The organism is Sphingobacterium sp. SYP-B4668 (genome assembly GCF_027627455.1).
GTDB lineage: Bacteria > Bacteroidota > Bacteroidia > Sphingobacteriales > Sphingobacteriaceae > Sphingobacterium.
This window is the reverse complement of the sequence record NZ_CP115483.1, coordinates 1,679,895-1,693,562: the sequence shown is the minus strand read 5'-3', so window position 1 is coordinate 1,693,562 and position 13,668 is coordinate 1,679,895. Positions and strand designations below refer to the sequence as shown.

The 13,668-nt window shown below is 38.5% G+C and carries 14 protein-coding genes and 3 tRNA genes; 6 read left to right on the top strand and 11 right to left on the bottom strand.

All coding sequences use genetic code 11. The features are described 5' to 3' along the window. Nucleotides 1-13: 13 nt before the first annotated feature. The 3 genes from OQ289_RS07150 to OQ289_RS07140 form a co-directional block, all read right to left on the bottom strand. Nucleotides 14-1,360 carry a TolC family protein gene (locus OQ289_RS07150; protein ID WP_052144347.1) on the bottom strand — a complete coding sequence of 449 codons (1,347 nt, stop codon included), beginning with the start codon at nt 1,358-1,360 and terminating at the stop codon, nt 14-16. A 25-nt stretch (nt 1,361-1,385) separates the two neighbouring features. After that, nucleotides 1,386-2,006: a TetR/AcrR family transcriptional regulator gene (locus OQ289_RS07145; RefSeq protein ID WP_270090037.1), complete on the bottom strand. Its 621-nt coding sequence runs from the start codon at nt 2,004-2,006 to the stop codon at nt 1,386-1,388. A gap of 262 nt (nt 2,007-2,268) precedes the next feature. Continuing rightward, nucleotides 2,269-2,934, bottom strand: a complete 666-nt coding sequence (locus tag OQ289_RS07140; protein WP_033566323.1) for an NUDIX hydrolase — start codon at nt 2,932-2,934, stop codon at nt 2,269-2,271. Nucleotides 2,935-3,108: 174 nt separating this feature from the next. On the opposite strand from OQ289_RS07140, the gene pfkA reads away from it, so the two are divergent. The 3 genes from pfkA to gap are packed head-to-tail and all read left to right on the top strand — an operon-like array spanning nt 3,109 to nt 5,974. Beyond that, nucleotides 3,109-4,092 (top strand): 6-phosphofructokinase, encoded by a 984-nt coding sequence (pfkA, locus tag OQ289_RS07135; RefSeq protein ID WP_270090036.1) that lies wholly within the window; start codon nt 3,109-3,111, stop codon nt 4,090-4,092. Between the two features lie 21 nt (nt 4,093-4,113). Then, a complete protein-coding gene (locus OQ289_RS07130; RefSeq protein WP_270090035.1) occupies nt 4,114-4,971 on the top strand; it encodes a hypothetical protein in 858 nt (285 codons plus the stop codon). Nucleotides 4,972-4,975: 4 nt separating this feature from the next. After that, nucleotides 4,976-5,974 (top strand): type I glyceraldehyde-3-phosphate dehydrogenase, encoded by a 999-nt coding sequence (gene gap, locus OQ289_RS07125; protein ID WP_033566320.1) that lies wholly within the window; start codon nt 4,976-4,978, stop codon nt 5,972-5,974. 80 nt (nt 5,975-6,054) lie between these two features. On the opposite strand, the gene mnmA is transcribed toward gap, so the two are convergent. After that, nucleotides 6,055-7,146 (bottom strand): tRNA 2-thiouridine(34) synthase MnmA, encoded by a 1,092-nt coding sequence (mnmA, locus tag OQ289_RS07120; RefSeq protein WP_033566319.1) that lies wholly within the window; start codon nt 7,144-7,146, stop codon nt 6,055-6,057. A 185-nt stretch (nt 7,147-7,331) separates the two neighbouring features. On the opposite strand from mnmA, the gene OQ289_RS07115 reads away from it, so the two are divergent. The 3 genes from OQ289_RS07115 (at nt 7,332) to OQ289_RS07105 (ending at nt 7,640) form a co-directional block, all read left to right on the top strand. Continuing rightward, nucleotides 7,332-7,404: transfer RNA gene (locus OQ289_RS07115), tRNA-Phe, on the top strand. Between the two features lie 42 nt (nt 7,405-7,446). Continuing rightward, nucleotides 7,447-7,519: transfer RNA gene (locus OQ289_RS07110), tRNA-Phe, on the top strand. Between the two features lie 46 nt (nt 7,520-7,565). Next, nucleotides 7,566-7,640, top strand: a tRNA-Val gene (locus OQ289_RS07105). Nucleotides 7,641-7,698: 58 nt separating this feature from the next. Here OQ289_RS07105 and OQ289_RS07100 read toward each other — a convergent pair. The 7 genes from OQ289_RS07100 to OQ289_RS07070 form a co-directional block, all read right to left on the bottom strand. After that, nucleotides 7,699-8,646: an MBL fold metallo-hydrolase RNA specificity domain-containing protein gene (locus OQ289_RS07100; RefSeq protein WP_270090034.1), complete on the bottom strand. Its 948-nt coding sequence runs from the start codon at nt 8,644-8,646 to the stop codon at nt 7,699-7,701. 9 nt (nt 8,647-8,655) lie between these two features. Next, entirely contained in the window at nt 8,656-9,243 is a 588-nt protein-coding gene (gene coaE / locus OQ289_RS07095; protein WP_270090033.1) for a dephospho-CoA kinase, read from the bottom strand. Nucleotides 9,244-9,245: 2 nt separating this feature from the next. Further along, nucleotides 9,246-10,193 (bottom strand): hypothetical protein, encoded by a 948-nt coding sequence (locus OQ289_RS07090; protein WP_270090032.1) that lies wholly within the window; start codon nt 10,191-10,193, stop codon nt 9,246-9,248. A gap of 187 nt (nt 10,194-10,380) precedes the next feature. Continuing rightward, nucleotides 10,381-10,707 (bottom strand): preprotein translocase subunit YajC, encoded by a 327-nt coding sequence (yajC, locus tag OQ289_RS07085; RefSeq protein WP_270090031.1) that lies wholly within the window; start codon nt 10,705-10,707, stop codon nt 10,381-10,383. 167 nt (nt 10,708-10,874) lie between these two features. Next, the gene (locus tag OQ289_RS07080; protein ID WP_270090030.1) at nt 10,875-11,321 is read right to left on the bottom strand and encodes a DUF1573 domain-containing protein; all 447 of its coding nucleotides are present in this window, start codon (nt 11,319-11,321) and stop codon (nt 10,875-10,877) included. A gap of 117 nt (nt 11,322-11,438) precedes the next feature. Then, the gene (nusB, locus tag OQ289_RS07075) at nt 11,439-12,386 is read right to left on the bottom strand and encodes a transcription antitermination factor NusB (RefSeq protein ID WP_270090029.1); all 948 of its coding nucleotides are present in this window, start codon (nt 12,384-12,386) and stop codon (nt 11,439-11,441) included. 55 nt (nt 12,387-12,441) lie between these two features. Continuing rightward, on the bottom strand, nt 12,442-13,515 hold the full coding sequence (locus tag OQ289_RS07070) for a Glu/Leu/Phe/Val family dehydrogenase (RefSeq protein ID WP_270090028.1): 1,074 nt from the start codon (nt 13,513-13,515) through the stop codon (nt 12,442-12,444). Between the last annotated feature and the right edge of the window lie 153 nt (nt 13,516-13,668).

The window sequence follows — 13,668 nt, the reverse complement described above, 5'->3', positions numbered from 1 at the left end:
ATTTTTATGCTAATTATTCGTTAATAAGTGATTTTAAGTTTCCGTTTGATTTGATGATTTGGATCTCTGCAACTTTATAATTTAATAATGCCGTTGAATAGCTATTTTGGGCTTCAGCATATGATTTTTCGGCGTCTAATAAATCTGTAAGGGTTGCCAGTCCATTCTTGTAATTATTTTCCACATTAAATAATACTTCTTTTGCCAACTTTACATTATCAGATTGCGCATTAATAGTCAATAAGCTATTTTTCAGCTGCTTCTTCGCATTTTCAGATGCAAGCAACAATCCCAACTTTGTATCTTCTATATCAACACTAACTTTATCAATATCAATCTGAGCTTGCCTTACCTTCGAACGCGTGGCGTATCCTGTAAATATGGGAAATGAAAGATTAACACCTATTGTTGAAAAATTTGCCCAATTTATAGAAGGACCACTATTAAAAATTGGAAACTGTTGCCCAAATCCTGTGTATCCATAGTTAGCATTCAGAGACAATGTTGGATAGTATTGGGCTTCGATTGATTTTTTATTGTAGCCCAAAAGTTGTTTCTGCGTTTCCAAAAGCTTTACTTCAGTTCGACTGTCCAAACTAGAGGTATCGACCAATGCTTTGGCCAAGTCAATCTCAAATGTATTTTTTGGCATAGAAATCTCCTTTGTCACATCCATACCAATGACAAATTTAAGCGCATTCTCCTTTAGTTGAATTGCATTAATCATTTGCTGTTTGGAGGATTCCAAATTATTGACTGCTACATTAGTACGATCTAAATCAATCTTTTTAGCCAAACCATTTTTATACAACCCGTCGATTACATCTCGGGTCTTAGTTGTATTCTGCAAATTAGTCTCGATTGTAGCTAACTCCAACTTAGATTGATATACATCATAATAACTATTGGCAACTCGCTCAATCAACTGCTCCTCTGTCAATTCATGATTAATCTGATAAAATGCACGAGTTGTACTAGCTGCTTTTAATCCCGTAAATACAGATTGATTGAAGATTTGCTGAGTCAATGATATCGTCGGCGTCGCTTGCCATTTCTGTCCCATCTCTACCAAACTTGGATTCCCCCCATTTTGACCTGTAAAGTCAGGAAGAGCTATCTTTTGAATGATGGGATTGTACGTTAATCCGGCGGACAAATTAATTTGAGGAAGAGCGTTTGCTCTAACCTCACTAATTTTATTTTCGGCGTTGATTACATCTAATTGTGATTTCTTAGCATCGGCTTTATTTTTGAGCGCATATTGTATTGCTTCACCCAGCGTCAATTCCTCTTGCGCATAAGAGCCTCCAACCACTCCAAAACTAAGCAAGATTAATAACCATTTTCTAATTCTATTCATCGTTGTATTTATGTGTGTGTGTATGTTAGTTGTTTCTATTTTTAGTACTCAACCCATAGAGCATGATCTCGGTTACCTCCTTCTGCCGCTGAACTATATCATCTATATTGTCTATACTAGGAAAGCCTTTAACTATATTGGAAAGATTTCCCATAAAACCGATGCCCCGCATGGCGTCACTGTAATTCTTAGCAATATAACGAGGGTCTAAATCAACAATCTCTCCCGCAGCCTTCGCTCTTTCAAAAATCTGGCAGTATTGATCCTCATCCTTTTGTATCAAGGACTCAATCTCGGCTGAAATACTGGAATCCTTAATCCAATCCATATTCTCAAAAAGGTAAAACATATAATATTTTTTTACAAAAATCACCCGCACATCCAAAAGCTTGTATAACAATTCCAAGAGATTCTTACCCAACTCCTTAATTACTATTTGTTCTTCAACATCCATCTCATCGACAATGCTTAACAACACATCTTTAATCAAGGAGTTTTTGTCCGGAAAATAGTAGTAAAGGTTAGCTTTAGTTAGATTCACATCCTCAGCAATCTCGTTCATTGTTGTTTTTGGAATCCCAAAATGAGCAAAACGCTTAACCGCTGCTTTCACAATTTGCTTTCTCTTATTATCTGAATTCACCATCAATCTTACTTTTTGACTTTTTTTATTTTCGGGTCAAAAGTAAAAAAAGTAAAATGGTTATGCAATTTTCAAGCCGTAATCCATCGATAATTTAAAAAAAGGATTTTAATATGACATATCAGTTCTTACATATTGTTCTCGTATACAGATAACAATATGTAAGCGAGAAAGCTATACCTAGCTACTTTCCTAGCTGACGTATAAAAGCTTTATATACTTTAAAAAAGGGATGATAAAATTGATATTAAAGGTTTGCTTACCCTTAATCTTCATGCGAGAACACTTTTTGGAATTTTCTCTTGTCTAATTTATAAAGACGTGCAGCACGGTAAGATACCCCTTTTTGGAACTCTGGAAGTTCTTTAAGGAAGCCATAGTTTAACATTTTCTTTCGAAAATTTCTTTTATCTAATTTTCTACCCAATATAGCTTCATAGACTTGTTGCAATTGTGTAAGCGTAAATTTCTCAGGCAGTAATTCAAAGGCCACAGCCGTATACCCTATTTTACGTTTTAGTTTTTCCAAACTGAGGTCTATTATCTGCTGATGATCGAATGCCAACTCGGGAAGTTCGTTAACTGAGAACCATTTCGCCTGACGCATGTATGTGGTAACAGGTTTAACCTTGATCTTACTTTGGTCTAGTTGCATAAGTGCAAAATAAGCTACGGTAAGTATACGGCCTTGTGGATGTCGTTTAAGACCAGCAAACGCAGCCAATTGTTCCATATAGATATCCTTTAAGCCTGCATTTTCATAAAGAATCCGTTTGACGGCATCTTCCATTTCTTCGTCATTGTTCACAAAAAAACCAGGCAAGGCCCACCAATCTTTGAATGGATATTCATTTCTCTCGGTTAATAAAGCTTTTAAAAGACCGTCATGAAAGCCAAAAATGACGCAGTCAATGGTGAAATTTGTAAACAATGTTCAAAAATTTATTTAAGTTTCCGAAATCAAACGTAAGCCCATACGGAATCACACTTGTAAACACCACAATAATGCGCTAAATATATCAAAGTAACAAAAAAAATAATCAAAAAATTCATTAGTGTAAAAAATACACTGTATATTCGTCAAACCTAAAAAAGAATTTTGCGCGTGAACACAATACATAATATAGGAGTTTTTACATCAGGAGGAGATGCACCGGGTATGAATGCGTGCATCCGGGCGGTAGTACGTACTGCTCTATTTGAAGGAAAAAGGGTTACCGGGATTCATCAGGGATACCAAGGAATGCTAGATGCCAATTTCACCGAGATGAATAGCCGTTCAGTAAGCAACATCATTCAAAAAGGAGGCACTATATTGAAGACAGCAAGGTGTTTGGAATTCAAAACTCCTGAAGGACGTGCCCTAGCTTATCAGAACATTAAAAACGCAGGAATAGATGGTCTAGTAGCTATTGGAGGTGATGGTACATTTACTGGGGCAGATTATTTCTCTAAGGAATATGATATCCCCGTCATCTGTGTGCCTGGTACCATTGATAATGACTTATACGGTTCAGATTATACGTTAGGGTACGACACCGCAACCAACACTGTAATAGATGCCATCGACAAAATTAGAGATACAGCTGCGTCACACGGCAGGCTTTTCTTCATTGAAGTCATGGGCCGTGATTCGGGCTGCATCGCCTTAAATGCAGGAATCGCTGGTGGAGCAGAGGCAATTATGCTCCCTGAAAAAGAAACAGCGATTGATGATTTAATCGAATTACTAGAAAAAGCAGCCTTTAAACAAAAAACTTCAACGATTGTAATCGTAGCCGAAGGCGAAAAAAACGGAGGAGCTTATAATGTTGCCAATCGTGTTAAAGAAAAATTTGATTATTATGACACAAAAGTTAGTATATTAGGGCACCTGCAAAGAGGTGGGTCGCCCAGTAGTTTTGACCGGGTTCTCGCCAGCAGAATGGGATATGCAGCAGTCAAATGTTTACTTGCTGGAGACACCAGAATGACAGTTGGCCTGAGGGGTAACGAGATAAAGACAACCTCGCTGGAGGAGGCGCTACACAACAAAGAGTTCAAATTAAGTAAAGATATGTTAGAGATTTCGCACATTATGGCCATCTAATATAGATTATAAAAGGATTTTATGATTGCAGTTGTATTTAGTGGATCAAGATATGCAGATTGGCGACTGGCTGACAAAGGGCGTGTTGTCAATGGTTTTCGCACACTTGGTATCAATTCATATATTCAAGACGAACGATTCATTACCCAATTGCTTAATAAAAACACGCACCTCATCAATAATGCCGAACGCATTAGAAAAATATATTTTTTTGGTGCAGGTGCATCTTCATTGGACAGACAACAGAAGATAAAAAAAGTATTCGAATTGTTTTTCAAAAATGCAAATGTAAAGGTCAACCATGACGTCCTTGCTTCCGCCATTTCTACCTTTGGCGATGAAAAAGGGATTATCGGCATCTTGGGAAGTGGATCCAATGCGGCATATTACAACGGAAAAAAAATCATAAAAAACAATTTTGGCCTAGGCTATATTTTAGCAGATGAAGGTTCTACCAATTGGATAGGAAGACAGTTACTCAAGGATTTTCTGAGCGGCACCATGCCCTCTGATATCAAAGAGAGACTATTAGCCAAACACAATTTAGATCGCAAAATCATTCTCGAAAAAGTATACAACCATCCTAATCCAAATCTATTCTTGACATCCTTTGCAGACTTTGTTCAAGAAAACAAAGAGGAAACTTATTTGTCTACTATTATTAAGGAAGGCTTATATCTTTTTTGCGAAACTTATCTCGTCCCGTTGAATGACCGTTACCCGGAGCAAAAGATACATTTCACGGGTTCCGTTGCCAATCATTACTCGGATTGGCTCAAAGATATCGGGGAGCATGAATTTGGCTTGGATATAGGCACCATTGTAAAGGAGCCGATTCATAGTTTAGTAAAATATTATTTAAATCTCAATAAAAATTAAAAAGATGAAAATTGGAATCAACGGATTTGGTCGCATCGGCCGTTTGGCATTCAGAGCAGCGATCAATCGCACAGATGTAGAAGTTGTAGGTATCAATGACCTAGTAGAGCCGGATTACATGGCATATATGTTGAAATACGATTCGACACACGGTAGATTTGATGGTACTGTCGAAGTTAAAGATGGCAACCTAGTTGTTAATGGCAAAACTATCCGCGTAACTGCTGAAAAAGATCCAGCGAACTTAAAATGGAACGAAGTAGGTGCCGAAGTTATCATCGAATCAACAGGTTTCTTCTTAACTCAGGAATTAGCTCAAAAACACATCGATGCAGGTGCTAAAAAAGTGGTTATGTCTGCACCAGCTAAAGATGACACTCCTACTTTCGTAATGGGCGTCAATCACAAGGAGTTGAAAGCTGACCAACACATCGTTTCTAACGCTTCATGTACGACAAACTGTCTAGCTCCTGTGGCCAAAGTTTTGAACGATAAATTCGGTATCCTTGAAGGTTTGATGACAACTGTACACGCAGTTACCGCTACTCAAAAAACTGTTGATGGCCCTTCTGCTAAAGATTGGAGAGGTGGACGCGGTGCTTACCAAAACATCATCCCTTCTTCTACTGGTGCAGCTAAAGCTGTAGGCCTAGTATTACCTGCCCTGAAAGGAAAGTTGACAGGTATGTCTCTACGCGTGCCAACTGCTGACGTTTCAGTAGTAGATTTGACTGTACGCTTAGAGAAAGCTGCTTCTTATGAAGAAATCAAAAAAGCAATGAAAGAAGCTTCTGAAGGTGAATTGCAAGGTATCTTGGGGTATACGGAAGATGAAGTTGTATCTACTGATTTCTTAGGAGATGCACGTACGTCTATCTTTGATGCTAAAGCAGGTATTTCATTGAATGACAACTTCGTGAAGGTTATCGCTTGGTATGACAATGAGTGGGGATATTCCAACAAAATTGTAGATTTAGTACAAGAAGTAGGTAAATTATCGTAATCACCTATTAATCGTCGCATAATAAAAAGCGGGTCTTGGTATTTACCAAGACCCGCTTTTTATTACTGTAATGTAGGTCACTATTTCATTAGAAAACCTCCACCTATTAAATCATTACCTTCATAAAACACGGCAGATTGTCCCGGAGCTATTCCTTTCACGTGATGTTGAAAATCTACTCTCATCATATCTCCTTGCTGCGTTATCGTGGAAAGCGCTCCTGCATCCTTATACCTAATCTTCGTAATAGCTTCCATCGGTTGCTCGATACTAGCGTACTTCACCAGATTGATGTTTCGAACAAATGCTTCTGCTTTTTCCAACTCGTGCTCTTCACCCAACACAACAGAATTACTTTCAGGAAGAATCTCGATAACAAACATTGGCTTTCCTAATGCTATACCAAGCCCTTTACGTTGTCCTATTGTGAAATAAGGATATCCTATATGTTGGCCCACTACAGTGCCATCAGAGAGCAAAAAATTCCCCGCCCCTACCTTCTCATCCAAGTCTGGCATTTTGTGTCTTAGGAAAGACCGGTAATCATTATCCGGCACAAAACAGATTTCGTAACTTTCCGATTTATTGGCCAGCTCCATCTGTCCCATATCCGCAGCCATCTGCCGTATTTCTGCTTTTGTAAAACTACCTAATGGAAACTGGGTTCTCGCTAGATTTTCTTGGGATACTCCCCACAGCACATAAGATTGATCCTTATTCTCATCGCGCCCTTTAGAGATCACGTGACGGCCGTTATCATGCATCCTAATGTTAGCATAGTGCCCAGTAGCAATAAACTCGCAGTCGAGCTTATTTGCTCTTTTTATCAAAGCCTCCCATTTTATATGAGTATTACAAAGCACACACGGGTTAGGCGTCCGGCCTGCGATATACTCATCAACAAAATTATCGATTACATAATCCCCGAATTCATCCCGAATATCCAAAATAAAATGAGGAAACCCATAATTTACGGCCAAAGCACGCGCATCATTGATACTGTCTAAACTGCAACATCCAGTTTCTTTAGAAGATCCACCCGAAGATGCATAGTCCCATGTCTTCATCGTGATTCCGATTACCTCATATCCTTGTTCGTGGAGCATAACGGCTGCGACCGAACTATCCACTCCACCGCTCATTGCTACTAGTACTCTTCCTCTCTTACTCATTATTATTATTTGAAGTGCAAAGATAATGGTTATTTTTTTTGAAGCATGTTTATTTGGTGTAATTTTATCTTAATCAAAATCAATGCTTTGTCGAATAGAAGTAAAATATTTGCTGGAAAAAGTTTTGGAATCCAAAAAAAGAACATACATTTGCAACGCAATAGGAGATAAAAACATTGCAAAAAGGTGCCATAGCTCAGTCGGTAGAGCAAAGGACTGAAAATCCTTGTGTCGCTGGTTCGAATCCAGCTGGCACCACCTTAATCTGATAAGATACAGATTTTAACTAAATATCTTAACGGTGCCATAGCTCAGTCGGTAGAGCAAAGGACTGAAAATCCTTGTGTCGCTGGTTCGAATCCAGCTGGCACCACAAAATATCTTTTGAAGACTCAAAAGTGTATTACATATCAAACCAAGGGAAATTAGCTCAGCTGGTTTAGAGCACTACCTCGACAAGGTAGGGGTCGCTGGTTCGAACCCAGTATTTCCCACTTCTTTTTTTTCAAAAAAATCTTTCACTTGATATATTATAGATAGAAATAGGAATATTTAATAAATATCCCTTACTTCCATCTGACCTGTATAGTACTCTTTGAGATGACGCCCCTCACCATGGATAGTCCAAATCTGTTTTGGCTTCACCTTAGCAACATAACCAACAATATCTTCCCAATCCACATGATCGGAGATGTACAACGCTATGTCGTTATGTTGCTGCAAACGCTTCCAACCCGACGCAAATGCTCGCAATACCTTAGTTGCTCTAAAATAATTATTAAACGTCATAGGAGGGACCAAATAAACTTTATTGGGCTCACCTTGTTTCATTGCCTGTCTATTATAGGGCTCATATGTAAGCGGAGCAAATCCCAATTTATCATATATTCGATGAAACGGTGTGATATTGTGATGCACAAGCACCCTTCTTTCTGGACAGTACTCATTTAATAGCGCCGTAATGCGCTGGGCCTTACCCAAGGCATAGCAACCCAATAGGATGTTACTAGGTCGATTTTTCAGCTTCAGGATTTCATCTACCGCATTTGGATGCTGAGTATCTGGATGTGCAAAGGTACTCTCCGTAATTAAGACATCTGCCTGTACAACCATTAATGGCTCACATGTAGGATCTTCATCCATTTTATAGTCCCCCGTATAGAGATAACGTATTCCTCTATATTCCATTAGAATCTGGGCAGAACCCAAAATATGTCCTGCAGCAATAAAAGTAAGCATCACCTCTCCTAAAATAAAGGATTGATTAAATCCTATCATCTCAAATGTGGATAAAGGTTGCTTCGTATATCTATGCTGCATGAATGCTATTGTAGCTGCAGTTCCATATATTTTGCCATGACCGTTTGATGCGTGATCTCCATGCGCATGTGACACGACATTCACTCGAACAGGCTGCATCGCATCTACGTAAAAATCGCCGTATCTACAATAGTATCCTTCTGGTTTTCTAACAAGAAAATCAGCCAATATTTCCGACATTAGTATGTTTTAAAGTGTTAAAAAATAGGTATGCAAAGCCAGCACCTGTGGAAGGAGAGCTTGAACCCCATCATTAATGATTACAAAATCAGCTAGTACTATCTTCTCCTCATCCATCATCTGTTTGCTGATTCGTTCTTTGACCTGCTCAGCAGTAATACGATCCCTATCGACCACCCGAGCTATTCGGACATCCTCGGGTGCCGTGACCAATATCGTATAGTCTAACTTCGTATAAGACCCGGACTCAAACAACAATGCAGCTTCTTTCAATGAATAAGCAAACTGCTGTTGCTCAGCCCAATTTTCAGCATCTTTGATAACTGCGGGGTGAACAATTCCATTTAAAACCTTTAAACGTTCTTCACTTCCAAAAACCTGTGCAGCAAGAAATTTCCGATCCAATTCACCCTTGTCTGTATACACAGCCTCCCCGAATTCGGTGACTAAGGAGCTTCTTACCTCCTTACTTTTCTGCATGATATTCTTAGCTTCCTGATCTGCATTATATACAGGCACACCTAGCACCTTAAATATATTGCAGATAATGCTCTTTCCCGCACCTATACCTCCTGTAATACCTATCTTCAATCCCATAGTTACTTTCGAACAAAAAAATCTACATTCTGCGGCTCTATGCTCACAACCTTCGCATACGGAGGTACTTTCGTTAAGATAACAGGGAGATTAGGGACCCCATTCTCTTCCCAATTTTCGATATCGACCAAGGCTTCAAAATCCCGTTGCGTCCACTTGTTATAATCCTTAAGCGAAATTAAAATGGTCACTTTCACCTTCGTAGGCAACGTACGTACAGAAGTGTACTTGCTAGCATTGACAACCTTTACCGGAAGTTCTAACACCTTTTCGGTAAGTTCCCCTACAGGAATGGTCACCTCCGCATAGGCGGGATAGACATTTATATTCGCTTTTTGATTACGATCCAAGTAAGCCATCGTCCTAATATCCGAATTGACATTTGCTCCTCTGATAGTATCAGTCTCCCAAGTTTCAATATCAGCAACATCTTCCAATGGCCCTGTGATGGTAACATATTCGGGTAGACTCTTAGTGTCGCCAATAATACCATATTGCTTAGTAAAGCCTACGCTGTAGACAGGCTTGATGGGCACCTTACGTTGGGTTTGTTTAGAAAAGTCAAAATATAAAGTATCCGGACTAACCGAGACCACGTGCTTGTCATTTGGAAACTGTCTATTGATGAAACCAATTTGGTTCGAAAATACAATCCAATTCCGATTCTTAAGTCCACTGAGATCCACCTGGATATTTGCCGTATCCTGCCTGAAGCGAGAGAGTAGCAATTTCCAACCAGTCATCTCTACCTTAAGGCTCACCGTATCCGACTGTAAAGGATGGAAGGCTTTATTGTCTGGCAGATTGACATATTGGATACCAGCCTTCATATGATAGATGTAAGTATTCGAAATCGCAAATAACGTCCAAGCAACGAAAGAAATCACGACACATCTAAAAAAGATGGAAATCTTTCTCTTTTGAATTTTACTGAAACGTCTGATTGCCATAGCGCACAAAGGTATGCATTTTTCAGGTGTTGAACGGAAAACCGAGTTGGTTTATATCAAAAACCATATTGACACCTGCCCTACTCAGTAATAATAAGAATAGAGTGAAAGCCATTATTACTGCTAAAAAACTATAATTTCAAAAAAAAACCGCAACAAATGCGGCTTTAATAAGATTAAGCAATTTTTAACTTTTCACCTCTTTATCTTTATCGTTGATTGCTTTTGAAGCATCCAACGCAATTGCCGATTTGTCAAAACGCATCTTTACTCCCGACCCCACATCTATCAAAAATGTAGTATCACTCACCTCTACAATACGTCCATGAATACCAGCTGTTGTCACTACACGTGCATTCACACCTAATTCTTCAATATATTTTTTATGGTCTTTTTGTTTTTTCATCTGTGGTCTTATCATGAAGAAATAAAAAACCACAATAATCAAAATCATTGGTAAAAAAGTAGTAAAACTGCTTGCTCCACCAGCTTGTAAGAAAATTGTACTTATCATTTTATTTGTTTTTAATTTATATACTATTTAAAACTTTATCACTGAAAGATTACTAACTATCTCAAACACCTAAAAACCCTATTTTTAAGACAGTGTAATTATTACGATCGAATTTCGTAATCTGTCAACTCACGTACGGTTAATTTGACTTTACGAGTGCTGGCCCCTTACGGTTTCGACACTTCACCTCTAATCTGAACAGTCGTGATTGCATTTTCCGCATTAGACATCACCGTCACAATTTTCTGTTGCTTTCCGACCTGTCCTGAACTATTGAAAGCCACTTTAACTTCACCAGTCTTACCAGGAAGTACTGGATTTTTAGAGTAATCAGGAGTCGTACAACCACATGATGCATTTACTTCCGATAATATAACGGGAGCATTTCCCGTATTTTTAAAAGTAAATGTATGCTCCACTACTTCACCTTCTTTTACTTTCCCAAAGTCAAAGGCCGATTCGTCAAATTCTATTTTACCAAGAGTTGCACTAGTTTGGGTCATACTCGTAGTATCACCATCTATTTGTCCTTCGGTCTTTTTTGCATCGCTATTACCACAAGCACTTATAATAGAAGTGATGGATAATAATCCTAGAAAAGCTATTTTTCTCATTAGAATGTAGTTTACTTTATTTAAGCAATGAAGCTATTCATTTCAATTTAAGCAGTAAGTGTACCGATAATACACCCTCATTTTTAACGCGGAATGCGTTCAACTATGACATAAGTATTAATCTTTCAACCCACGTCCTTGCTTGCGAATACGCCCTTGCTGATTTAAGTCCGCAAGTATTTTATCCAGAATCCCATTGATAAATGTATTACTTTTTTGTGTACTGAATACCTTTGATAATTCAATATATTCATTAATTGTCACTTTAACCGGAATAGAAGGAAAATTAACAAGTTCACAGATAGCCATCCGCATCAAAATGGTATCCAACAACGCAATACGATCGGCCTCCCAATTCTTGGTTTTGGCTGCAATCATCGCCTGATATTCGTCACTATAACGAATTGAATTTGTCAATAAATCCAAGATAAATTCGCGATCATCCATCCAATTTTGAGTAAGTTCAGCCAGTTTATTCTGTTGCGGAATCTCACTGCTGAAATTCTTGAAGGTTTTGGCAATCAATGCTTGCAATACCTCCTTGTCAACTGGCCAATTGATGAATCGCTCTTCAAAAGCCTGCTCTATACTCGGCGACTTCAAGATAATCCTCTTAAAAATATGTTTTATAATATCTTTTTCTGAGGAGATTGAACGATCATTAGATTGAAGATATTCGACATACTCCTCTGAATCTTTCAATTGAGCAAATATCGAACGGACTATTTCCGGATCAAAATTCCAGTCAACCCTGTACTTCTTAACACCTTCCAGATAATCTCTATTTTGTCTTAACGACTCAATAAACGTATTATTATTCAACCTAGTCGTAAGGGAACGGTCCTTTTCTGTTGGCAAAAACTTATTTGCTCGCCCCTCTGCATCTATGACCACATACTCCGACACTTCATCCAGCAGATTTAACGTCCAAATGTACATTTCATAAACTTCATCTACACTCTTCAGTAGTGCCTTTTCATAGCTTTTCACTTGCTTGTCAGACGACAAACTGTATGCATACAGCGTCTGCATCACTTTCACCCTTAGGTGTCTTCTATTTAACATATTTTATAAAGAACGATTTTTTAATATAAGAACGATTGTAAACTTCGGATACCCGTTAACGTTTTATTTTTTTTATATCACTAATTCTTTTCTCTGCAATCTGATTTGCAGCAACCAATGTCGTGATATTTTCTGCTTTTGACTTTTGGATTACTTCGCGTGTGATAGTATAGATATTGCGAATCAAAGATTCGGTGCGCTCAGAACCATATCCTTCAAGCTCTGAATAGCAGCTAATTAAAGCTCCCGAATTAATCATAAAATCCGGGACGTATAAAATATCCTGTTCTTTTAACAAACGCGACGTCTCTTGTTCATTTTTCAATTGATTATTTGCGGAACCAGCAATAATTTTACAACGCATGCGAGGTACAGTTTCAGGATTGACCGTACCACCCAGAGCACAAGGAGCGTACACATCTACGTCCATTTCAAAACTGGTCGAGTCTGTAATCGGCTCCGCTTTATATTTTGCAGCAATCTTCATCTTACGCTCCTCAGTCATATCGCTGACATACACCCTCGCATTTTCGTTTCGTAACATCGATACCAAATGCTCCCCTACACTGCCAACGCCCTGAACCGCCACTTTACGTCCAGCGAGACTATCATCACCATAAAGCTCTTTAATTGCAGCTTTAATCCCGTAAAATACACCTCGGGCTGCAAATATTGTTGTATCTCCTCCTCCATTTAAGGATTCGGGCAATCCCGCGACATAACTTGTTTCGGTATAGATATGCTCAAGGTCCTTTTGTGTGGTACCTACATCAATAGATGCGATAAAATTTCCATTCAGCCCTTCTACAAACTGACCTAACCTTCTCAACAAAACCTCTGTTTTATCACTGCGATGATTTCCTATAATTATGGCACTACCTCCACCAAGATTAAGCCCAGCGACAGCAGCTTTATAAGTAATCGCTCTTGACAACCGAAGTGCGTCTTCAATAGCCTCTTCTGTCGTGTCGTAAGGAAGCATCCTCACTCCTCCAATTGCAGGCCCCAATGTAGTGTCGTGAATAGCCACAATTGCTTTGAGACCTACTATCTCATCGTTACAGAACAATAAATTCTGATGGCCAAATTGGCCCATCATTTCAAATAGCGACGCATTACTATTTTGCATAACAGAGAACTATAAAAATGTAGTTAAAATAAACTTTTACAAAAGTAGAAAATAATTTACACTCCACTGGATAAAAAGGCAAATAAATACGTTCTATGAATTAATGACACTAATAAAACTGTATAGCATTCAACCGTATTGAATAATACTGTA